The sequence below is a fragment of the Caballeronia sordidicola genome, from assembly GCF_002220365.1.
Lineage (GTDB): Bacteria > Pseudomonadota > Gammaproteobacteria > Burkholderiales > Burkholderiaceae > Caballeronia > Caballeronia sordidicola_C.
In genome coordinates this window covers 36,147-58,256 of sequence record NZ_MTHB01000255.1, presented here as the reverse complement: position 1 = coordinate 58,256, position 22,110 = coordinate 36,147, and the positions used below count along the sequence as shown (strand labels likewise).

Genomic DNA, 22,110 nt, shown 5'->3' with positions numbered 1-22,110 from the left:
AGGAGACGCGCATTGAGCTGAACGAAATTCAGCTTATTGCAGCGGCTCTTTCAGTGCGGCCGGCACGGGCAACGGCATCACGTCGATGCCTTCTTCCATCAATGCGTGCGCATCCTCGGGCGTTGCGACGCCGCGAATATTGCGCGCCGGCGCTTCGTCGTAATGCATGCGCCGCGCCTCTTCAGCAAAACGGTCGCCCACGTTCTCCGTCTTCGCGAGAATTTCCCGCATGAAATGCAGCGCACGCGCCTGAAGCGCTTGATCGGCGTCTTGCGGCGGCCGGGCCGCTTGCGTGACGCTCGATCCGTTCGATCCGTCCGATCCCGCAGCCTCTTTTCCGCCTTGATCGGAACTGCTCGAAGAGCGATTCTCCGAACGATTCGCCGATAAATTCAGGCGCGGCGCCGACGGCATGCGGCTCACCTCCGTTGTCGAACACACCGGGCAAGCCACGAGCTTGCGCGACAACTGGGATTCGAACTCTTCGGTCGAAGCAAACCAGCCTTCGAAACGATGGTCGTGCGAGCACTTCAAGTCGAGAACCTTCATGCTGATCGGGGCTTGCCAGAAAGTTTAATCGCAAAAACGCGTTTTGTGAACGACCGTTCGCAAAAAATCACGTCGCGACCATTTGATAGATTGTAGGAACACACGTTCGATTTTAGCCCGGCGCAGGAACGCGTGCCGAACGGCACGCCGTCGTGATTGAGCAGACAAATAAAAAGCGGCCTTCACGGCCGCTTTTTATGGAGTGTGTCGGACTTCTCAGTCACTGACCGGATCGCCCAACGCCCACTCACCCGACATCACCTTTTCCAGCCAAAAACTGCCGATGATCGTCTTGACGTCGCTGATATGGCCGCTCCTGATCCACTCGAAAATCTGCGACCGGTCCGCGATGAACGTTTCCAGGAATTCACCCTCGTCGAGCTTGCTTTCGCCTGCAGTCAACCCACGGGCCAAATACAGGTCGATGAATTCGGTGGAGTAGGAAATCACCGGATGAATTCGCGTCAGGAAAAACCATTCGCGTGCCGTATAGCCGGTTTCTTCGTGGAGCTCGCGTTTTGCGCACGCCAGTTCGCTCTCGTTCGGATCGATCTTGCCCGCGGGATATTCGAGCAGGACCTTGGCGATCGGATATCGATACTGCCGCTCAAGCAGCACGCGGCCGTCATCAAACAGCGGCAGGATCATGACGGCGCCCGAATGTTCGACGAACTCGCGCGTGGCGTGCTTGCCATCGGGCAGTTCGACCGTATCGATCTTTAGCTTGAGGAACTTGCCCTGATAGAGCAACTTGCTCTCGACCGTCTTCTCGATCAGGCCATCGTCGGAATCGGGGAAATCGAGAGGTTGGTCAGCCATCGTGCACCTTGAGAGAAACGCGCTCAACTTTAAAGTGAAACGCGAAGATCAAGCCACGACGGCCTTCGCCGTCAGCGGCGCTTGACGAGATACTGGAACGTGAAGCCGGGGAACGCGAGCACCAGGAACAGGCTGAAGGTCACGGCGTAAAACTGCCAGCCCTGCTCGAAGCGGTTGCCCGCACGCGCCTCAAGCATAAAGCCGAGTGCGCCCACGACAAAATAAAGCACGATCAATTCCGCGATGCGAATCCAGCCGCTTTTCTTCGTCGTCTTGAGTGAGACGACAGAGAAAAGACGCTGATTCGCAAACGGAAGGTTGGCGCCGACCAACGCCAACAACACGATAAACCAGCCCGCTGCCGACATTACAACTGGAACGGCAAGGTGTGCGTGATCGCGGCCAGACAGGCGTTCATCAACGGTCCGGGAACAATGCCGAGCACCAGCACAGCCAGGCCGTTGAACGCGAGCAGCGCGCGCTTCAGGTTGTCCGCGACGATCGGCGATGCGTCGGTCGGTGCATCGAAGTACATCAGCTTGACGATACGCAGGTAGTAGAACGCACCCACCAGTGACGACAGGACGGCCAGCACCGCGAGCCACGTCAGGCCGGCGTTCATGGTGGCCTCGAGCACGGCAAGCTTCGCGTAGAAGCCGACCATCGGCGGAATGCCGGCGAGCGAGAACATCATGATCATCATCACGAACGCGAACACCGGGCTACGCTGGTTCAGGCCCTTGAAGTCGTCAAGCGTTTCGGCTTCGAAGTCCTTGCGTGCCAGCAACATGACTACGCCGAAGGTGCCGAGCGTGGTCAGCAAATAGATGATGCTGTAGAACATGGCCGAGCTGTACGCGTTCGCGGCACCGTCAGCCTTGCCGTCGACAACACCCGCCAGCATGCCCAGCAGCACGAAGCCCATGTTCGAGATAGCCGAGTACGCGAGCATCCGCTTGATGTTCTTCTGCACGATACCGGTCACGTTACCCACGATCAGCGACAACGCGGCCAGGATCACCAGCATCTCTTGCCAGTCCACCGCCAGCGGCAACAGCGCCATCACGAGGAAACGCAGCCCCCATGCAAACGCCGCGGCCTTCGGGCCACCGCCGGTGAGCAGCGTCATCGCGGTCGGTGCACCTTGGTACACGTCAGGCACCCACATGTGGAACGGCACCGCGCCCATCTTGAATGCCACGCCCGCCACCACGAAGATCACGCCGAACAACAGGACTGCGTCGTTGATGCGGCCGGTTGCGATTGCTTTCGCCACTTCGTTCAGTTCGAGCGAGCCGGTCGCGCCGTACAGCATCGAGATACCGTAGAGCAGGAAACCCGAAGCGAGCGCGCCCAGTACGTAGTACTTCATCGCGGATTCGTTGGCCTGCGGCGAGTCCTTGCGCAACGCGATCACTGCGTACAACGACAGCGACATCAGTTCCAGGCCGAGATACAGCGTCAGGAAGTTGTTGCCGGAAATCATCACGCACTGGCCGAGCAGTGAGAACAAACCAAGCAGGAAGAAGTCGCCGCGGAACAGGTCGCGATCTTCAAGATACTTGCGCGAATAGATGATCGATACCGCGAAGCCGAGCGTCACGACCGCTTTCATCGCGCTCGCGAACGGGTCGACCACGTACATGCGCGTGAAGAAGTAGTGCGGCGTGGGATCGAGCGCCTGGAAGGCGAACCACACACCGACCACAACGGTCGAGACAACCGAAATCAGGTAGGTCGTGTGACGGCTCTTCGTGCCGAAGATGGTGTCGTTCAACCAGGCCACGACGACCATCAACATCAACAGTCCATCGGGTAACAGGGCACTCATGGGGGCGTTTTGCATGATCTTTTATTTCCTCCGCACGCGTTACTGGGCCAGCGGCAGTTTGGACTGCGCGACGTGGGAGAGGAGATTTTCTACGGATGCGTGCATCACGTCGGTGAACGGCTTCGGATACAGGCCCATGTACAGCGTGAATACAGCAAGCACGGCGAGCATGAAGAATTCGCGCTTGTTGATGTCTTTCAGCTTCGCCACATGCTCGTTCGCAACCGCGCCGAAGTGCACGCGCTTGTACATCCAGAGCGTGTAAGCCGCGCCGAGAACCAGCGTGAAGGTAGCCAGGAAACCAATCCAGAAGTTGAACTTCACGGCAGCCAGAATCACCATGAATTCACCAACGAAACCCGAGGTACCCGGCAAACCGCAGTTGGCCATCGCGAACAGCATGGCGAACGCGGCAAACTTCGGCATGACGTTGACCACACCGCCGTAGTCCGCAATCTGGCGCGAATGCATACGGTCGTACAGCACGCCGATACACAGGAACATCGCGCCCGAGACAAAGCCGTGCGAGATCATCTGAATGATCGCGCCTTCCATGCCGAGCGTACTGAAGATGAAGAAACCAAGCGTGACGAAGCCCATGTGCGCAATCGACGAATACGCCACCAGCTTCTTCATGTCTTCCTGCACCAGCGCCACGAAGCCGATGTAGATCACCGCGATCAAGGACAACGTGATCACCACCGGCGCCAGGAAATGGCTGGCATCCGGCGCGATAGGCAGCGAGAAGCGGATGAAACCGTACGCACCGAGCTTCAGCATGATCGCGGCCAGCACGACCGAGCCGCCCGTCGGCGCTTCCACGTGGGCGTCAGGCAACCACGTGTGGACCGGCCACATCGGCACCTTCACGGCAAAGGCCAGGAAGAAGGCGATGAACAGCAATATCTGCGGCGTGAAGCCGATCTTCAGCGCATGCCACGTCGCGATATCGAACGTGTGCGTCTGCGTGTACAGATACAGCAGCGCGATCAGCATCAGCAGCGAGCCCATCAGCGTGTACAGGAAGAACTTGAACGCTGCATACACGCGGTTCGGGCCGCCCCACACGCCGATGATGATGTACATCGGAATCAGCGTTGCTTCGAAGAAGACGTAGAACAACATGCCGTCAGCGGTCGAGAACACGCCGATCATGAGGCCCGACAAAATCAGGAACGCGGCCAGGTATTGCGCCACGCGAACCGTGATGACTTCCCACGCGCTGATGATCGTGACCACCGTGATCAACGCGGTCAACACGACGAACCACATGGACAGGCCGTCGACACCCAGGTGATACGAGATGTTAAAGCGGTCGATCCAGACGGCCTTCTCCTCGAACTGCAGCGCGGCCGAAGCGTTGTCAAAGCCGGTAATCAGGGGAATGGTGACGATCAGTCCAAGAATCGAGCCGATCAACGCTAGCCAGCGCGAGGGGCCCGGATTGCTGTCATTGCCTATTGCCAGTACAAGGATGCCGACAATGATCGGCGTCCAGATCGCGAGACTAAGAATTGGTAAAGAGTGCATAGATAGGTGTCCCCGCCTTATTTGCCGCCGAGCGTTACAAACAGGGTCAAGAGCCCCAACATGCCAATGATCATGGCGAACGCGTAGTGATAGATGTAACCGGATTGAAGGAAGCGAATCACACCGGCAAACCAGCCGACGAACTTGGCGAGACCGTTGACGATACCGTCGATCACCGCGACATCGCCCTCTTTCCACAGTCCGCGGCCAATGGCGACCGCGCCCTTCGCAAATACGACTTCATTGATCTTGTCGAGGTAGTACTTGTTGTCGAGCAAGGTCCAGATCGGCAGGAAGCGTTGCTTGATCACGCCCGGCAGATCCGTGCGCTTCCAGTACAGGAACCACGACACGACCACGCCCGCGAGCGCCAGCCACACCGGCAAGCCCTCGACTGAACTCAGGCCCATCGCAAACCAGCCGTGAAATTCCTCGGCCATTTCGTGCAGCGCCGGATGGTTTTCGCCGATGAAGATCACCTTGTCGAACACCACGCCGTGCGCGAAGAAGTCACCGAACAGCATCGGGCCGATCGCGATAGCACCGATGATCACCGACGGAATCGCCAGCAGGATCAGGGGAAGCGTGATGACCCACGATGTTTCGTGCGGAACGTGCGGGCCGTGACCATGACCGTGATCGTGATCGTCATGGCCGTGTGCATCGTGACCGTGTGCATCGTGTGCATGCGCGGCCGCTTCGATCGCCATCGGACTTTCCGGGTGCTTCGGACCGCGGAAACGCTCCTTGCCGTGGAATACCAGGAAGTACATGCGGAACGAATACAGCGCCGTGACGAACACGCTTGCGACCACCGCGAAATACGCGAAACCCGAACCTGCGATGTGCGACGCCTTCACAGCATCGATGATCGAATCCTTCGAGTAGAAACCCGAGAAGAACGGCGTACCGATCAGCGCCAGCGAACCGATCAGCGACGTGATCCATGTGATCGGCATGTACTTACGCAGGCCGCCCATGTTGCGCATGTCCTGGTCGTGGTGCATGCCGATGATCACCGAACCGGCGCCAAGGAACAGCAGCGCTTTGAAGAACGCGTGCGTAGCCAGGTGAAACACGGCAACTGGGTAAGCGGACACGCCAAGCGCCACCGTCATGTAACCGAGTTGCGAGAGCGTGGAGTAAGCCACCACGCGCTTGATGTCGTTCTGCACCACACCAAGAAAGCCCATGAACAGCGCCGTGATCGCGCCGATCACCGTCACGAAAGACAACGCCGAATCAGACAGTTCGAACAGCGGCGACATCCGCGTGACCATGAAAATACCGGCCGTCACCATGGTTGCCGCGTGGATCAGCGCCGAGATAGGCGTCGGGCCTTCCATGGAGTCCGGCAGCCACACGTGCAGCGGGAACTGCGCCGACTTACCCATCGCGCCAATGAACAGGCAGATACAGGCGACGGTCAGCAAACCCCAGTCCGTGCCCGGGAACGTCATGCCTGCCAGCGCGGTACGGTGAGCGAACACATCGCCGTAATTCAGCGAACCCGCAAACGCCAGTAACAAGCCGATGCCGAGCAAGAATCCGAAATCGCCCACGCGGTTCACGATGAACGCCTTCATGTTCGCGTAGATGGCAGTCGGACGGGTGTAGTAGAAGCCGATCAGCAGGTACGACACGAGACCCACCGCTTCCCAGCCGAAGAACAACTGCAGGAAGTTGTTGCTCATCACGAGCATCAGCATGGAGAACGTGAAGAGCGAGATGTACGAGAAGAAGCGCTCGTAGCCCACCTCTTCATCGGCCATGTAGCCGATCGTGTAGATGTGCACCATCAGCGAAACGAAGGTGACGATCACCATCATCATCGCGGTGAGCGAGTCGACCAGGAAGCCGATCTCCATCTTCAGGGGGCCGACCGTCATCCATTCGTAGATGGTCGCGTTGAAGCTCGCGCCCTGCATCACGTCGACGAGGACGAAGCACGAGAGTACAAACGAGATCATCACGCCGAGGATCGTGATGCGGTGCGAAGCCTTGCGCCCGATCTTCCAGCCGAACAGCCCGGCGATCAGCGAACCGGCAAGCGGCGCCAGCGCAATCGTGAGCAAAAGGTTTTCATTGAGTGTCGTGGACATATCTGTCTTGCCTGAAATTAACCTTTGAGCTGATCGAGATCTTCGACATTGATCGTGTCGAGACTGCGGAACAACGTGACCAGGATAGCGAGGCCGATTGCGGCTTCAGCCGCCGCGACCGTCAGCACGAAGAACACGAAGATCTGTCCGTGGATGTCGCCGAGATAATGCGAGAAGGCGACGAAGTTCGTGTTGACCGCCAACAGCATCAGTTCGATTGCCATCAGGATGATGATCACGTTACGTCGATTCAGAAAAATGCCGACGATGCTGATCGCGAAAAGGATCGCGCCAAGCACAAGGTAGTGGGCAAGACTCAACATGGTTATTTATCTCCTCAGCCTTTGTTGTCGACCGTGCCGGCGCCGGCATTGCCGGTCACGGGCGGATTGGTCGTGGCGTCCGGCGCTTCTGTCTCGGACTTCATCTTGACGATCCGCACGCGATCTTGCGCACGTACCTTGACCTGGTCGCTGATGCGCTGGCGCTTGCTGTCCTTCTTCTCGCGAACGGTCAGCGAGACGGCTGCGATGATTGCCACCAGCAGGATCAGGCCGGCGATTTCAAACGCGAAGATGTAGTCGGTGTAGATGACCTTGCCGATCAACTGCGAGTTCGACATCACCTCGTTCGGGCCCACGCCGGAACCCACCCCGTTGACCAACATCGCGTCGCGCACCGGCGCCACCGTCGCGCCGTAACCGTGCCAGAGAATCAGCGCGGTTTCTATGATGATGATCGCGCCCACGATGCTGGCTATGGGCACGAACTTCTTGAAGTCGCCATGCAGCACGTCCAGGTTGATGTCCAGCATCATCACCACGAACAGGAATAGCACCATCACCGCGCCGACATAGACGAGAACCAGCAGAATGGCGAGGAATTCGGCTTCAAGCAGCATCCAGATCGCGGCCGCGTTGAAGAACGCGAGCACGAGGAACAGCGCGGAGGCCACCGGATTGCGCGAAGTGATCACCTTCAGCGCCGAGACAACCAGCAGCAGCGCGAAGATGTAAAACAGTACGGTCGTGAATTCCATGATTACCGGTTCATCGTTAGGCTTTGTGTTTTGACACAAGCGCGCCGAGTCGCGTTTTTTTAGAACACGACCTACAACCTTGGCGCGCGGGCCGGAACAGCAGGTCAATTCAAATGCAGGAACAGCAAGGGGCGCGGCGGTATTCAACTTGCTCTGCCCCGCTCCGCTTTACCGCGCTTTACCGATAAGGCGCATCGGCCGCCTTCGCAGCAGCAATCTCCGTTTCATAACGGTCGCCCACTGCGAGCAGCATGTCTTTCGTGAAATACAGGTCGCCGCGCTTCTCGCCGTGATACTCGAGGATGTGCGTTTCGACGATCGAATCGACCGGGCAGCTTTCTTCACAGAAACCGCAGAAGATGCACTTGGTCAGGTCGATGTCGTAGCGCGTGGTACGGCGCGTGTTGTCGGCACGCGTTTCCGATTCGATCGTGATGGCGAGCGCCGGGCACACCGCTTCGCACAGCTTGCACGCGATGCATCGCTCTTCGCCGTTTTCGTAACGACGCAATGCATGCAGGCCACGGAAACGCGGAGAGATAGGCGTCTTCTCTTCCGGGAACTGAACCGTGATCTTGCGCTGGAACAGATAGCCACCTGTCAGCGCCAGACCCTTCAGCAACTCGGTCAGGAAAAACGTCTTAAAGAAATTCTGTAGTGCGTTCATGGTTATTTCATCCGCCCATTATTTCCAGATGTTCAGCGGCGACATGATCCAGAAACCGACCACGACCACCCACACCACCGACACCGGCAGAAAGATTTTCCAGCCGAGACGCATGATCTGGTCGTAGCGATAACGCGGAAACGTCGCACGGGCCCAGATGAACACCGACAGCAGGAAGAAGATCTTCAGCACGAACCAGAAAATGCCCGGGATGAAGGACAGGAAACCGAACGGTGCGCTCCAACCGCCAAGAAACAACGTGGTTGCGATCGCAGAGATCACGATCATGTTGATGTACTCGGCCAGGAAGAACAGCGCGAACGCCATGCCCGAATAATCGATCATGTGGCCCGCGACGATCTCCGACTCGCCTTCCACCACGTCGAACGGGTGGCGGTTCGTTTCAGCAATGCCCGACACGAAATACACAACGAACATGGGCAACAGCGGCAGCCAGTTCCACGAGAGGAAGTTGATACCCCAGCCCGCGAAAATACCGTGTTCCTGCGACACCACGATGGCCGACATATTCAGGCTGCCGGTCACCATCAGCACGACGACGAGCGCGAAACCCATCGAGATTTCGTATGACACCATCTGGGCGGCCGCGCGCATCGAGCCGAGGAACGCGTACTTCGAGTTCGACGCCCAGCCGGCGAGAATCACGCCGTACACGCCGACTGACGAAATCGCCATCACGTAGAGCAAGCCCGCGTTGACGTCGCCGAGCACCGCTTTGGCCTGGAACGGAATCACCGCCCACACCGCAAACGCGGGCACCACGGTCATGATTGGCGCGATCAGGTAGATCCAGCGGCTCGCTTGCGTTGGCTGAATCACTTCCTTCAGCAACAGCTTCAGCACGTCGGCGATCGGCTGCAACAGACCGAGCGGACCCACGCGATTCGGGCCGAGACGCACGTGCATCCAGCCGATGAGCTTGCGTTCCCAAAGAATCAGGTACGCCACGCACAGCAGGATCACTACCGAGACCACGAGAATGCGGACTAACGCCCACACCGTCGGCCAGGCGACGCCGAGAATCTGCGTCCCGCCTGCGTTGATCGTATCGAACAAGCCCATTTACGCCTTCTCCACTACCAGTTCACCGAACAGAGCCCCGAGCGCTGCACCGGCCGACGTTCCGCCCGATACACGCACCACGCTTTCCGCCAGGTTCGCGTCGCGAACTGCCGGAAGGACCACCGCGAGATCACCTTGAGCAACACGTACTGCGTCGCCGTTTTTCAGACCAAGTTTCTCGAACAGTGACGTCGGCAGGCCGACCACGTTCGCGTCGCGCGCCGCAGCCGTCAGATGCAACGATTCAGCGCGACGCGACAATGCGTCGGCGTGATAAATCGGCGTGTCGGCGAGACGTTCGTAGCTGCCTTGCTTCACAGCAGCCGCTTTCGGCACCGCCTTGATCGCCACGTTCGTCTTGTTCGACAGACGCGCCGTCAGATCGCCTGTGCCCAATGCGGCGTCGCGGACGTCTTCGGCCGTTTCGAATTCGAAACCCTTCAGGCCGAGGATGCTGCCGAGCACGCGCAGCACCTTCCAGCCCGGACGCGTTTCGCCCAGCGGGCGCACCACGCCGTTGAACGTCTGCGCGGTACCTTCAGCGTTGACGAACGTGCCCGATGTTTCCGTGAACGGCGCGATCGGCAGCAGCACGTCGGCGTAATCGGCGCCATGCTTGAATGCCGACAATGCGACAACCATTTCTGCCTGCTTCAATGCGGCGAGCGCAAGAGCTGGGTTGGCGGTATCGAATGCGGGCTCGACGTTGAACAGCACGTAACCCTTGCGCGGCTGTTCGAATACTTCACGTGCGTTCAGTCCGCCTGCGCCCGGCAGTGCATCGACGAGATGTGCGCCTACCGTATTGGCCGCTTCCGTCAAAAAACCCAGCGTGGCGCCGGTGTTGTCAGCGATCCACTGGCATACCGCCTGGATCTGCGCAAACTGCGGATGCTGAACCGCGCTGTTGCCGAGCAACACCACGCGCTTTTCACCCGCCGACAACGACGCGGCAATATCTTTCGCTGCCGCCGACGCTTCATGTCCAGCGAACGCTTCCGGCACCGCAACGCCACGTGCTTCAGCCACCGCTGCGGCCAGACTGCCGAGGCGGTCGAGCCATTCCGACGGCGCCGCGACGACGCGATGCGCAGCCGGGATCAGCGAGTCGTCATTGGTCGCGTTCAGGAACGTGAGCATCGCCCCGCCCTTGGCGGCCTGACGCAGTCGTGCCGCTAACAGCGGATGATCGCGACGCAGGAACGAACCGACCACAAACGCCGTGTCGATATTCGTCAGGTCTGCGATCTTCATACCAAGCCACGGCGCGCTGTCCGACACCGGCGCCGAAAAGTCACTCTGACGCAGACGGAAGTCGACATTCGGCGACCCCACGCCTTCAGCGAATTGCTTCAGCAGATACAGTTCTTCGACGGTGCTATGCGGCGTAGCAAGGGCCGCGATCTGATTCGCGCCGTGATCTGCCGTAATGCCCTTGATACCCTTGGCCACATATTCCAGCGCCGTTTGCCAGTCGGTCTCGATCCACTTGCCGCCCTGCTTCAGCATGGGCTGCGTGAGACGTTCGTCGCTGTTCAGCGCTTCATACGAGAAGCGATCCTTGTCCGAGATCCAGCATTCGTTGACGGCTTCGTTTTCCATCGGCAGAACGCGCATCACGCGGTTGTTCTTTACTTGCACGACCAGGTTCGCGCCGACGGAATCGTGCGGGCTGATCGACTTGCGGCGCGACAACTCCCACGTACGGGCGCTATAGCGAAACGGCTTGCTCGTCAACGCGCCGACCGGGCACAGGTCGATCATGTTGCCCGACAGTTCCGAGTCCACCGTCTTGCCAACGAACGACGTGATTTCCGAATGCTCCCCACGACCCAGCATGCCGAGTTCCATCACGCCGGCCACTTCCTGACCGAAACGGACGCAACGCGTGCAATGGATGCAACGCGTCATCTCTTCCATCGAGATCAGCGGTCCGACGTTCTTGTGGAACACGACGCGCTTTTCTTCGTTGTAGCGCGACTGTGACTTGCCGTAACCCACGGCCAGATCCTGCAACTGACATTCGCCGCCTTGATCGCAGATCGGGCAATCGAGCGGGTGATTGATCAGCAGGAATTCCATCACGGACTGCTGCGCCTTCACGGCCTTGTCCGATTTCGTGCGCACGATCATGCCCGCCGATACCGGCGTGGCGCAGGCGGGAACCGCCTTCGGCATTTTCTCGACTTCGACCAGGCACATCCGGCAGTTCGCCGCGATCGACAGTTTCTTGTGATAGCAAAAGTGAGGAATGTATGTATCGACCTTATGCGCAGCCTGGATCACCATGCTGCCTTCTGGGACTTCTACACTTTTGCCGTCGATTTCTAATTCAACCATGATGGGGAACGGTCCTTGGCCTGATCACTGATCACGCGGTAAGCGCTTCGGACGCAGGCGCGTGATGCGCATGTCCGTCGACGAGACAATGTTTATGCTCGACGTGATATTCGAATTCGTCCCAGAAGTGCTTCAGCATGCCGCGAACCGGCATGGCCGCCGCGTCGCCGAGAGCACAGATGGTGCGGCCCATGATGTTTTCGGCGACCGAGTTCAGCAGGTCCAGGTCTTCCTTGCGCCCGAGTCCGTGTTCAATCCGATGCACCACGCGATACAGCCAGCCCGTCCCTTCACGGCAAGGGGTGCATTGACCGCACGACTCTTCGTAATAGAAGTACGAAAGACGCAGCAGCGAGCGCACCATGCAGCGCGTTTCGTTCATCACGATCACGGCGCCCGAACCGAGCATTGATCCGGCTTTCGCGATGGCGTCATAGTCCATGTCGGTGTTCAACATGATCTCGCCTGGAATCACCGGTGCCGACGATCCACCCGGGATCACCGCTTTCACCGACTTGCCGCGCACGCCGCCAGCCAGATCGAGCAAGGTGGCGAACGACGTACCAAGCGGCACTTCGAAGTTGCCAGGGAAATTGACGTCGCCGGCCACCGAGAAGATCTTCGTGCCGCCGTTGTTCGGCTTGCCGATCTCGAGATACTTCTGCGGACCTATAGCCAGCAGGAACGGCACGGCTGCGAACGTTTCGGTGTTGTTGATCGTGGTCGGCTTGCCATATACGCCGAAGCTCGCCGGGAACGGCGGCTTGAAGCGCGGCTGGCCTTTCTTGCCTTCCAGCGACTCGAGCAACGCAGTTTCTTCGCCGCAGATATACGCGCCGTAACCATGGTGCGCATGCAGTTCGAACGAGAAGCCCGAGCCCAGAATATTGGCACCGAGATAACCGGCCGCACGCGCTTCTTCAAGCGCCTGTTCGAAGATCTTGTAGACCTCGAAAATCTCGCCGTGAATATAGTTGTAGCCGACCGTGATGCCCATGGCATACGCGCCGATGGCCATGCCTTCGATCAGCGAATGCGGATTCCAGCGCAGGATGTCGCGGTCTTTGAACGTACCCGGTTCGCCTTCGTCCGAATTGCAGACGAGGTACTTCTGCCCCGGAAACTGACGCGGCATGAAGCTCCATTTGAGACCGGTCGGAAAACCCGCACCGCCGCGGCCGCGCAGGCCCGACGCCTTGACGTCGGCAATGACCTGCTCCTGGGGAATTTTTTCTTCGAGGATGCGGCGCAGCTGGGCGTAACCGCCGCGCGCCACATAGTCTTCGAGGTGCCAGTTGTCGCCATTGAGGCCGGCGAGGATCAGGGGCTGGATGTGGCGGTCGTGAAGAGACGTCATTTCGATAGTTCCTCGAGGAGCGTGTCGATCCGCTCGCGACTCATGAAACTGCACATACGGTGATTGTTCACGAGCATCACGGGGGCATCGCCGCACGCGCCGAAACATTCGCCTTCTTTCAAGGTGAATTTGCCGTCGGCGGTGGTTTCACCAAAGTCGATGCCGAGCTTTTGCTTCAGGTATTGCGCAGCGCTTTCCGAGCCGCCGTCCGGACCGAGTTGGCACGGCAGGTTCGTACAGAGCGTGATCTTGTGTTTGCCGACCGGCGCGGTGTCGTACATGGTGTAGAACGTCGCCACTTCCTGCACGGCCACGGCGGGCATGCTGAGGTAGTCGGCCACGAACTGCATCAGTTCCGGCGATAGCCAGCCGTGCTCTTCCTGAGCGACGGTCAACGCCGACATCACCGCGGACTGTTTCTGGTCCACGGGATATTTCGCGATCGCGCGATCGATTTCTTTCAGGCCTTCAGCTGAGATCATTTCAGACACGACTCTTTCAGTTCCTACCGAACGAAAACCCGCCGCGCCCTTCTTTTGCGGCAGACCTGGCGTCCTGCTGTTGTTGGTTCGCCGGCATGCTCAACGCTGTTGCGCGTGCAGACCGGCGTAGTGCGGCGCAAAATCCTCTCGACTGCATCTCAGCGATCGATCTCACCGAACACGATGTCCTGCGTGCCGATGATCGTCACCGCATCCGCAATCATGTGACCGCGAGCCATTTCGTCGAGCGAAGCAAGATGCGCATAACCCGGAGCACGAATCTTCAGTCGATACGGCTTGTTTGCACCGTCAGAAATCAGATAGATGCCAAACTCGCCCTTCGGATGCTCGATTGCCGCGTAGGTCTCGCCTTCGGGAACGTGAAAACCTTCCGTGAAGAGCTTGAAATGGTGAATCAGCTCTTCCATGTTGGTCTTCATGCCGACGCGCGACGGCGGCGCAATCTTGTGATTGTCGACCATCACAGGGCCTGGATTCTTGCGAAGCCAGTCAATACATTGTTTCGCGATGCGGGTGGACTGACGCATCTCTTCCACGCGCACGAGATAACGGTCGTAGCAGTCACCGTTCACGCCGACTGGAATGTCAAAGTCGAGCTGATCATAGACTTCGTACGGCTGCTTCTTGCGCAGATCCCATTCAATGCCCGAGCCGCGCAGCATCGCGCCGGTCATGCCGAGCTGCAACGCGCGCTCAGGACTGACTACGCCGATACCGACCAGCCGCTGCTTCCAGATACGGTTATCGGTCAGCAGCGTCTCGTACTCGTCGACGCACTTCGGAAACCGGCCGAAAAACTCTTCGATAAAATCGAGCAACGAACCCTGACGGGTTTCGTTCATCCGCGACAACGCCTTCGCATTGCGGATTTTCGACGCTTTGTATTGCGGCATTGCGTCAGGCAGATCGCGATACACGCCGCCCGGACGGTAATACGCTGCGTGCATCCGTGCGCCGGAGACCGCTTCGTACACGTCCATCAGGTCTTCGCGTTCGCGGAATGCGTACAAAAACACCGCCATGGCGCCGACGTCGAGCGCGTGCGAGCCGATCCACATCAGGTGGTTCAGCACGCGCGTGATTTCGTCGAACAGCACGCGGATATATTTCGCGCGAATGGGGATGTCGATGCCGAGCAGCTTCTCGATCGCCAGCACGTAGCCGTGCTCGTTGGCCATCATCGACACGTAGTCGAGACGGTCCATGTACGGCACGGACTGAATGAATGTCTTCGATTCCGCGAGCTTTTCAGTCGCGCGATGCAACAGGCCGATATGCGGATCGGCGCGCTGAATCACTTCGCCGTCCAGTTCCAGCACAAGGCGCAGCACACCGTGCGCGGCCGGATGTTGCGGACCGAAATTGAGCGTGTAGTTCTTGATCTCTGCCATGGCGTTCTCTTAGTGTTTCAGACCGCCATAGCGGTCCTCGCGGATCACGCGCGGCGTGACTTCGCGCGGCTCGATCGTCACTGGCTGGTACACGACGCGCTTCTCTTCCGGGTCGTAACGCATTTCGACATAACCCGACACCGGGAAGTCCTTGCGGAACGGATGGCCGATAAAACCGTAGTCGGTGAGAATCCGGCGCAGGTCCGGGTGGCCTTCGAAGACGATACCGAACAGGTCGAATGCTTCCCGTTCGTACCAGTTCGCCGACGACCAGACGTCGACAGCAGATGGCACGATCGGCACTTCGTCGTCCGGTGCGAACACGCGCACGCGCAGACGCCAGTTGTTCGCGATCGAAAGAAGATGGAGGACGGCCGCGAAACGTGGACCTTCGTAGGCGCCCTCGCCGTACGTGGAGTAGTCGACGCCGCACAGGTCGACGAGTTGCTCGAAGCCGAGCGAGCGCTCGTCGCGCAGCTTGAGGATCACGTCAGCGTAGTTCGCTGCCTTGACGACGATGGTCAGTTGCCCGAGCGACTCGGTGATGCTTTGCAGGCGGTCGCCGAACGCCGCCTCGAGGTTCGCTTTCAGGGTCTCGAGTTTGCTTGCCATATTGGGGAGGCTCTGGCCTTGGTGACGCTTAATGGGACTTCACGGACTTCAACAACGCCGACTGACGCGCCTAATGTATGCCATGAGTGCGCCACGACTGATGGGCGCACAGACTAACGACAATTACTGACGAGCGATCGTGCTGGTGCGACGAATCTTCGCCTGCAACTGAATCACGCCATACACGAGCGCTTCAGCCGTCGGCGGGCATCCGGGCACATAGACATCGACCGGTACAATCCGGTCGCATCCGCGCACAACCGAATACGAATAGTGGTAGTAACCACCGCCGTTGGCGCAAGAACCCATGGAGATGACCCAGCGCGGCTCGGCCATCTGGTCGTAGACCTTGCGCAATGCCGGCGCCATCTTGTTGCACAGCGTACCGGCGACGATCATCACGTCCGACTGCCGCGGACTCGGACGAAATACCACGCCAAAACGATCCAGATCGTAGCGGGCAGCGCCCGCATGCATCATCTCGACCGCACAACACGCCAAGCCGAACGTCATGGGCCACAGCGAACCCGTGCGCGTCCAGTTGATCAGCTTGTCAGCCGTGGTGGTGACAAACCCTTCCTTCAAGACCCCTTCGATACTCATTTGCTTTCACTCCAGATGAGCAGCCAGCCAAAGCCGCCCAGCAATCCGGTGATCTTCAACCCGCCCGTTACACCGTTACTCCCAGTCCAGCCCACCCTTTCTCCAGATGTAGGCAAAACCAAGCAGAAACTCGAGCAGAAAAACCATCATTGACAGGAAACCGGGCCAGCCGATGTCGCGCAGGGCAACGCCCCACGGAAACAGGAACGCGGTTTCGAGGTCGAAAATAATGAACAGAATGGCGACGAGATAGTAGCGCACATCGAACTTCATACGAGCGTCTTCGAATGCCTCGAAGCCGCACTCGTAAGGTGCGTTCTTTTCAGTGTCAGGCTTATTGGGACCGAGGATCTTACCGATGCCGACCAGCGCGATACCTAAACCGGTGCCTACGACAAGGAACAGCAAGACGGGATAATAGGCTGAGAGATTCACGACTATCCTCAAATCGGTTTGATCTGGTGTGCCGGCCGGGACGACTGCCCCGCCGATTTTCAACTAAAGCCGAGAAACGTGCACAAGAGACCTTGAGCAACTTCACTCGCCAGAAGTGACAATGCCAGCCGAAGCAATGCATGCGGCTGGCATTGGATAACTTTTGGTGCCGACGGCGAGACTCGAACTCGCACAGCTTTCGCCACTACCCCCTCAAGATAGCGTGTCTACCAATTTCACCACGTCGGCACTGTCTTGCAATCCGGGAAAACAACTTCTTATTGCCGGGAATCGCTTCAAGAACAAAATTATAACCGGGTTAACCAGTTTGTTCAACGCACAAAAAGCGATCCAGGCGAAAAATTATTTCGGAACGTCAGCGCCAGGACCCGACGATGCAACAGGTGCCGAAGCAGGTGCCGAGGGTGTCGCTAAAGCCGATGCGCCAATGCCCGGATGGACTGCGGGCGCAGTCACCGCTGCCCCGCCCAGCAAGCCTGCGGAGGCTGCCGGCTTATAGCTGCCGAGGTACGTGAGTGTCAGTGTCGAGATGAAAAACACGGCGGCGAGCACGGCTGTCGTCCGCGACAGGAAGTTGGCCGATCCGGTCGCCCCGAACAGGCTCCCCGACGCCCCGCTACCGAAGGCTGCGCCCATGTCGGCGCCTTTACCGTGCTGCAGCAATACCAGCCCGATAACACCAAACGCCGACAACAACTGGACAACGATAATCAAAGTCTTTAAATACAGCATTCCGTTCACCCGACTCTTTAATGTTCACATGACACTGTTGCGCCACGCTTTTAATGCTTACATTTTCGAAAGCTTAAACTCGGTGATTAAACCGAAACGTTTTGTGCCGCCTGGCAAATCGCAAGAAAATCGTTCGACTTCAGCGATGCGCCGCCAATCAATCCGCCGTCGATGTCCTGTTGAGCGAATAACTCTTCCGCGTTTTCCGGCTTGACGCTGCCGCCGTACAACACCGGCACGTCCGCCACTGCTGCGCTCTTGCCCGCCAGTTGCGCGCGCAGGAATGCATGAACCTGTTGCGCCTGCGCTGTCGTCGCGCTTTTCCCCGTGCCGATCGCCCAGACCGGCTCGTACGCCACGACAATCTTTGCCGCTTGGGCTTCGCTCAGCACCAGCAACACGGCTTCCAGTTGCGTGCCGACCACTTGTTCTGTCAAACCGTTCTCACGCTGTTCCAGCGTTTCGCCCACACACACGATAGGCGTCAGCCCCGCTTCCAGGGCTCGCTGCGCCTTCACCGCGACCAGGTCCGAATGCTCGCCGTGATAGGCGCGCCGCTCCGAGTGACCGACGATCGCGAATGTTGCATCAAAATCCGCTGCCATGCCTGCGGCGACTTCGCCGGTATAGGCGCCCTGCGTGTGGGCTGACACGTCCTGGACACCCCATGCGACCACCGATCCTCCCAGCAGCGCCTGAGCCTGCGCAAGATACGGCGCGGGCACGCAAACCGCTGCGCGCACGCCCTTCTGCAACGTCGTGGCGCCGGTGGCCACCGCCTGCATCAGGACCGCGTTCTCAGCCAGACGGCCGTGCATCTTCCAGTTACCGATCACCAGCTTTGCGCGTTTGGCTTGTTCTTTCGGCATTTGTCTCGTCGTAGCAGCGAGGCTGCCGATCATTGAAATAGAAAAAATGGAACTTTCGGACGCAACGTGCCAGCACAACACGCGATTTTACTGTGCCAGGCGGAAAACGGTCAAACAACGCGGTCAAACGACGCGGTCACGAGACGAAACCTGATGCGCCGCTCATTTCAACTCCGCGACCCGGAATCAGGCGACCTGACTCCAGTCCAGCATGATCTTGCCAATGTGCGTACTGCCCTCCATCAAGGTGTGAGCAGCGGCGGCCTGATCAGCGGGGAAGACCTGGTGAATGACGGGCTTGATCCGTCCCGCTTCGATTTCCGGCCAAACCTGGGTCTTCAGTTGCAGCGCGACCCGGCCCTTGAACCCGACCGAGCGCGGCCGCAAAGTGGAACCGGTGATGACCAGACGGCGGCGCAGGACTTCGTTGAGGTTGATCTCGGCCTTCGAACCACCCAGCGTGGCGATCACCACCACCCGGCCGCCATCGGCCAACGCCTTCAGCTCGCGCGGAAGATAGTCGCCTGCGACCATGTCGAGGATCACATCCACGCCACGGTCGTTCGTCAGCGACTTCACGACATCGACGAAATCTTCAGTGTTGTAGTTGATCGCGCGTTCCGCACCCAACTTCTCACACGCCTGACACTTTTCGTCACTCCCGGCCGTCACGAACACGCGATGCCCCAGCGCCCTTGCAATCTGAATAGCGGTCACGCCGATACCGCTCGAGCCGCCCTGGATCAGCAGCGTTTCTTCAGCGCCGTTCTCGCCCTTGCCCAGATGCGCGCGTTCGAACACGTTGCTCCAGACCGTGAAGAACGTTTCCGGCAGCGATGCGGCCTCGATGTCCGTCAACCCCTTCGGCACCGGCAGGCACTGCTCCAACGGCGCGCACGCATACTCGGCGTAACCACCGCCCGCGAGTAGCGCGCACACGCGGTCCCCTGCTTTCAAACCGAACGGATTGTGCTTCGGATCGAAGTCACCGCGCACGATCTCACCCGCGACTTCCAGCCCCGGCAGATCCGACGCACCCGGCGGCGGCGCATAAGCGCCCTTGCGCTGGAACACGTCCGGACGATTCACGCCCGATGCCGCGACCTTGATCAGCACTTCGCCGGCCTTCGGCTCGGGCATAGGGCGCTCGCCCAGCTTCAATACATCGGGCGAGCCGAACTCGGTGATTTCGATGGCTTTCATCTGCTTATTCCCTTCAAGTCACACTCACTCGCCCAACACCGATGCATAACCCCATGGCATTGCGGGCTCATTGCCCCGAAACCCGCAATAACATCGAATCACATGCGAACCATCTCACTTGACCATCGCATTCAAAAACGGCCGGCGCGCGAACTTCACGCGCCGGCCACTCCGAACTTACCGCATTACTGCTGCGTCGGCTGGATCGGCTCGACAGGCGCGCCGCCTTCGTTCAACAAAGCCTTCGCCGACAAACGGACACGACCCTTTTCGTCTGTCTGGATGACCTTGACCTTCACGATCTGGCCTTCCTTCAGGTAGTCGTTGATGTCCTTGATGCGCTCGTTGACAATTTCCGAGATGTGCAGGAGACCATCCTTACCCGGAAGAATATTCACGATCGCGCCGAAGTCCAGCAATTTGAGTACCGGACCTTCGTAGACCTGACCCACTTCCACTTCAGCCGTGATGTTCTCAATGCGCTTCTTCGCTTCCGCCATGCCTTCGCTGCTCGTGCTCGCGATGGTCACCACGCCGTCGTCCGAAATGTCGATGGTCGTGTTGGTTTCTTCGGTCAACGCACGGATCACCGAACCGCCCTTGCCGATCACGTCGCGGATCTTTTCCGGATTGATCTTCATGGTGATCATGCGCGGCGCGTAATCCGACAGGTTCGTGTTCGTACCCGGAACAGCGGTCGTCATCTTGCTCAGGATATGCATGCGGCCTTCCTTCGCCTGCGCGAGCGCGACCTGCATGATTTCCTTCGTGATGCCCTGGATCTTGATGTCCATCTGCAGCGCGGTCACGCCTTGCGCCGTGCCGGCCACCTTGAAGTCCATGTCGCCGAGGTGATCTTCGTCGCCGAGGATGTCGGTCAGCACCGCGAACTTGTTGCCTTCCAAAATCAGGCCCATCGCGATACCTGCGACGTGCGCCTTCATGGGCACGCCAGCGTCCATCAATGCGAGACAGCCGCCGCAGACCGATGCCATCGACGAAGAACCGTTCGATTCCGTAATTTCCGATACAACGCGGATGGAGTAGCCGAATTCGTCGGCGCTCGGCAGCACTGCAACCAATGCGCGCTTGGCCAGACGGCCATGACCGATTTCACGGCGCTTCGGCGAACCGACGCGACCCGTTTCGCCGGTCGCGAACGGAGGCATGTTGTAGTGAAGCATGAAGCGTTCACGATACTCGCCCTCGAGCGCGTCGATGTTCTGTTCGTCGCCCTTCGTGCCCAGCGTCGCGATCACGAGCGCTTGCGTTTCGCCGCGCGTGAACAGAGCCGAACCGTGCGTACGCGGCAGCACGCCGGTACGGATTTCGATCGGACGGACGGTGCGGGTGTCGCGGCCGTCAATACGCGGTTCGCCGTTCAGAATCTGCGTACGGACGATCTTTGCTTCGATGTCGAACATCACGTTGCCGATGGTCGCCTTGTCAGCCGGCGTCTGGCCTGCTGCCACTGCGTCTTCGGTCAACTTCGCGGTCGTTGCTGCGTAGACTTCCTTCAGCTTCGCGGTGCGAGCCGATTTGTCGCGGATCTGATAGACGGCATTCAAATCGGCTTGTGCCAATTCCGCCACGCGCGCGATCAGCGGCTCGTTCTTCGGTGCCGGCGTCCAGTCCCATTCCGGCTTGCCGCCTTCGGCAACCAGTTCGTGGATCGCGTCGATCGCGACTTGCATTTGATCATGACCAAACACCACGGCGCCCAGCATGACTTCTTCAGTCAGTTGCTGCGCTTCCGATTCCACCATCAACACCGCGCGTTCCGTACCGGCGACGATCAAATCGAGCGCCGATTCCTTCATTTGCGGACGGGTCGGGTTCAGCACGTATTCATTGTTGATATACGCGACGCGGGCAGCGCCCACCGGGCCGTTGAACGGCAGGCCGGAGATAGCCAGCGCTGCCGACGCGCCGATCAGCGCGGGGATGTCGGCGGGCACGTCGGGATTCAGCGACAGAACGTGAATCACCACCTGGACTTCGTTGTAATAGCCTTCCGGAAACAGCGGGCGCAACGGACGGTCGATCAGGCGCGAGATCAGCGTTTCGCCTTCCGACGGGCGGCCTTCGCGACGGAAGAAACCACCCGGGATCTTGCCGGCTGCGTAGGTCTTTTCCAGGTAATCGACGGTCAACGGGAAGAAATCCTGGCCCGGCTTTGCCGTCTTCGCGCCGACAACCGTCGCGAGCACCACGGTATCTTCAATATCAACGATCACGGCGCCGCTTGCCTGGCGCGCGATTTCCCCTGTTTCCAGGCGAACGTTGTGTTGTCCCCACTTGAATTCCTTGACGATCTTTTTAAACATTCTCACTCCTTCTTCGTTATGCCTCGCGCTTGTCCGAGCGTGTTGTCGTGGACTCCGGAGCATCCGGATTCCGTGCACACACTGAAAAAACTGCGAA

Annotated in this window: 21 protein-coding genes and 1 tRNA gene; all 22 read right to left on the bottom strand. The window is 59.0% G+C overall.

The features are described 5' to 3' along the window. Window positions 1-33 precede the first annotated feature (33 nt). The 22 genes from BSU04_RS35825 to pnp all read right to left on the bottom strand — a co-directional run bounded on the left by BSU04_RS35825 (window position 34) and on the right by pnp (window position 22,019). Complete coding sequence (locus BSU04_RS35825; RefSeq protein ID WP_089164968.1) at window positions 34-549, bottom strand: DUF1178 family protein; 516 nt, start codon at window positions 547-549, stop codon at window positions 34-36. A 216-nt stretch (window positions 550-765) separates the two neighbouring features. Then, window positions 766-1,368, bottom strand: a complete 603-nt coding sequence (locus BSU04_RS35820; protein WP_089164967.1) for an NUDIX domain-containing protein — start codon at window positions 1,366-1,368, stop codon at window positions 766-768. A gap of 71 nt (window positions 1,369-1,439) precedes the next feature. Continuing rightward, a complete protein-coding gene (locus BSU04_RS35815) occupies window positions 1,440-1,736 on the bottom strand; it encodes a DUF2818 family protein (RefSeq protein WP_089164966.1) in 297 nt (98 codons plus the stop codon). Beyond that, complete coding sequence (nuoN, locus tag BSU04_RS35810; protein WP_089164965.1) at window positions 1,736-3,214, bottom strand: NADH-quinone oxidoreductase subunit NuoN; 1,479 nt, start codon at window positions 3,212-3,214, stop codon at window positions 1,736-1,738. Before nuoN ends, BSU04_RS35815 begins: the two co-directional genes overlap by 1 nt. A gap of 24 nt (window positions 3,215-3,238) precedes the next feature. Continuing rightward, window positions 3,239-4,729: an NADH-quinone oxidoreductase subunit M gene (locus tag BSU04_RS35805; protein ID WP_089164964.1), complete on the bottom strand. Its 1,491-nt coding sequence runs from the start codon at window positions 4,727-4,729 to the stop codon at window positions 3,239-3,241. A 17-nt stretch (window positions 4,730-4,746) separates the two neighbouring features. Next, a complete protein-coding gene (gene nuoL, locus BSU04_RS35800; RefSeq protein WP_089164963.1) occupies window positions 4,747-6,831 on the bottom strand; it encodes an NADH-quinone oxidoreductase subunit L in 2,085 nt (694 codons plus the stop codon). 17 nt (window positions 6,832-6,848) lie between these two features. Beyond that, window positions 6,849-7,154 carry an NADH-quinone oxidoreductase subunit NuoK gene (gene nuoK, locus BSU04_RS35795; RefSeq protein WP_031360677.1) on the bottom strand — a complete coding sequence of 102 codons (306 nt, stop codon included), beginning with the start codon at window positions 7,152-7,154 and terminating at the stop codon, window positions 6,849-6,851. 14 nt (window positions 7,155-7,168) lie between these two features. Further along, window positions 7,169-7,870, bottom strand: coding sequence for an NADH-quinone oxidoreductase subunit J (locus BSU04_RS35790; protein ID WP_089164962.1), 702 nt, complete (start codon window positions 7,868-7,870; stop codon window positions 7,169-7,171). Between the two features lie 178 nt (window positions 7,871-8,048). Further along, on the bottom strand, window positions 8,049-8,537 hold the full coding sequence (nuoI, locus tag BSU04_RS35785; protein WP_031360675.1) for an NADH-quinone oxidoreductase subunit NuoI: 489 nt from the start codon (window positions 8,535-8,537) through the stop codon (window positions 8,049-8,051). Between the two features lie 18 nt (window positions 8,538-8,555). Continuing rightward, complete coding sequence (gene nuoH / locus BSU04_RS35780) at window positions 8,556-9,620, bottom strand: NADH-quinone oxidoreductase subunit NuoH (protein WP_089164961.1); 1,065 nt, start codon at window positions 9,618-9,620, stop codon at window positions 8,556-8,558. After that, window positions 9,621-11,960, bottom strand: coding sequence for an NADH-quinone oxidoreductase subunit NuoG (nuoG, locus tag BSU04_RS35775; RefSeq protein WP_089164960.1), 2,340 nt, complete (start codon window positions 11,958-11,960; stop codon window positions 9,621-9,623). Between the two features lie 31 nt (window positions 11,961-11,991). After that, complete coding sequence (gene nuoF, locus BSU04_RS35770; protein ID WP_089164959.1) at window positions 11,992-13,317, bottom strand: NADH-quinone oxidoreductase subunit NuoF; 1,326 nt, start codon at window positions 13,315-13,317, stop codon at window positions 11,992-11,994. Beyond that, window positions 13,314-13,799: an NADH-quinone oxidoreductase subunit NuoE gene (nuoE, locus tag BSU04_RS35765; protein WP_089164958.1), complete on the bottom strand. Its 486-nt coding sequence runs from the start codon at window positions 13,797-13,799 to the stop codon at window positions 13,314-13,316. The genes nuoF and nuoE overlap by 4 nt, the downstream gene beginning before the upstream one ends. Before the next feature lie 158 nt (window positions 13,800-13,957). Further along, window positions 13,958-15,211 carry an NADH-quinone oxidoreductase subunit D gene (locus BSU04_RS35760; RefSeq protein WP_089164957.1) on the bottom strand — a complete coding sequence of 418 codons (1,254 nt, stop codon included), beginning with the start codon at window positions 15,209-15,211 and terminating at the stop codon, window positions 13,958-13,960. A 9-nt stretch (window positions 15,212-15,220) separates the two neighbouring features. Then, the gene (locus tag BSU04_RS35755) at window positions 15,221-15,823 is read right to left on the bottom strand and encodes an NADH-quinone oxidoreductase subunit C (protein ID WP_089164956.1); all 603 of its coding nucleotides are present in this window, start codon (window positions 15,821-15,823) and stop codon (window positions 15,221-15,223) included. A gap of 123 nt (window positions 15,824-15,946) precedes the next feature. Next, window positions 15,947-16,426, bottom strand: coding sequence for a NuoB/complex I 20 kDa subunit family protein (locus tag BSU04_RS35750; RefSeq protein WP_027819582.1), 480 nt, complete (start codon window positions 16,424-16,426; stop codon window positions 15,947-15,949). A gap of 75 nt (window positions 16,427-16,501) precedes the next feature. After that, complete coding sequence (locus BSU04_RS35745) at window positions 16,502-16,861, bottom strand: NADH-quinone oxidoreductase subunit A (RefSeq protein ID WP_089164955.1); 360 nt, start codon at window positions 16,859-16,861, stop codon at window positions 16,502-16,504. Window positions 16,862-17,025: 164 nt separating this feature from the next. Then, window positions 17,026-17,110 (bottom strand) — tRNA-Leu (locus tag BSU04_RS35740). Window positions 17,111-17,224: 114 nt separating this feature from the next. Continuing rightward, a complete protein-coding gene (gene secG / locus BSU04_RS35735) occupies window positions 17,225-17,614 on the bottom strand; it encodes a preprotein translocase subunit SecG (protein WP_089164954.1) in 390 nt (129 codons plus the stop codon). A gap of 86 nt (window positions 17,615-17,700) precedes the next feature. After that, entirely contained in the window at window positions 17,701-18,483 is a 783-nt protein-coding gene (gene tpiA / locus BSU04_RS35730; RefSeq protein WP_089164953.1) for a triose-phosphate isomerase, read from the bottom strand. A gap of 186 nt (window positions 18,484-18,669) precedes the next feature. Continuing rightward, window positions 18,670-19,686 carry an NAD(P)H-quinone oxidoreductase gene (locus BSU04_RS35725; RefSeq protein ID WP_089164952.1) on the bottom strand — a complete coding sequence of 339 codons (1,017 nt, stop codon included), beginning with the start codon at window positions 19,684-19,686 and terminating at the stop codon, window positions 18,670-18,672. Between the two features lie 185 nt (window positions 19,687-19,871). Then, on the bottom strand, window positions 19,872-22,019 hold the full coding sequence (gene pnp / locus BSU04_RS35720; RefSeq protein ID WP_179258557.1) for a polyribonucleotide nucleotidyltransferase: 2,148 nt from the start codon (window positions 22,017-22,019) through the stop codon (window positions 19,872-19,874). Window positions 22,020-22,110: the final 91 nt, after the last annotated feature.